The organism is Opacimonas viscosa (assembly GCF_024199005.1).
Classification (GTDB): Bacteria; Pseudomonadota; Gammaproteobacteria; order Enterobacterales; family Alteromonadaceae; genus Opacimonas; species Opacimonas viscosa.
The window spans coordinates 1-246 of the sequence record NZ_JANATA010000275.1; the positions used below are offsets into that span (position 1 = coordinate 1).

Sequence of the window (246 nt, forward strand, 5' to 3'; positions counted from 1 at the left end):
CGCGAAATGGAAAAATGCCATTACTTTCTGCTGTGCGGGATTTTGCAGATAGATCAACGTATTGCGACAGCTCACCACATCCATATTGGAAAACGGCGGGTCTTGAATTAAATTATGCGTCGCAAATACGACCATTGAACGCAATTGCTTGGTTACCTGATAACTGTTGTCGAATAACTGGTTAAAATAACGAGACAGGTAGTCTTGAGGGACTTCTGACTTGATACTAGGCGGGTATAGTCCGCT

1 protein-coding gene is annotated in these 246 nt (G+C 43.5%); it reads right to left on the bottom strand.

What is annotated here, in order from left to right; all coding sequences use genetic code 11:
• On the bottom strand, positions 1 to 246 hold a 246-nt coding region (locus NLF92_RS13575), incomplete at both ends, for a CheR family methyltransferase (protein ID WP_254102789.1).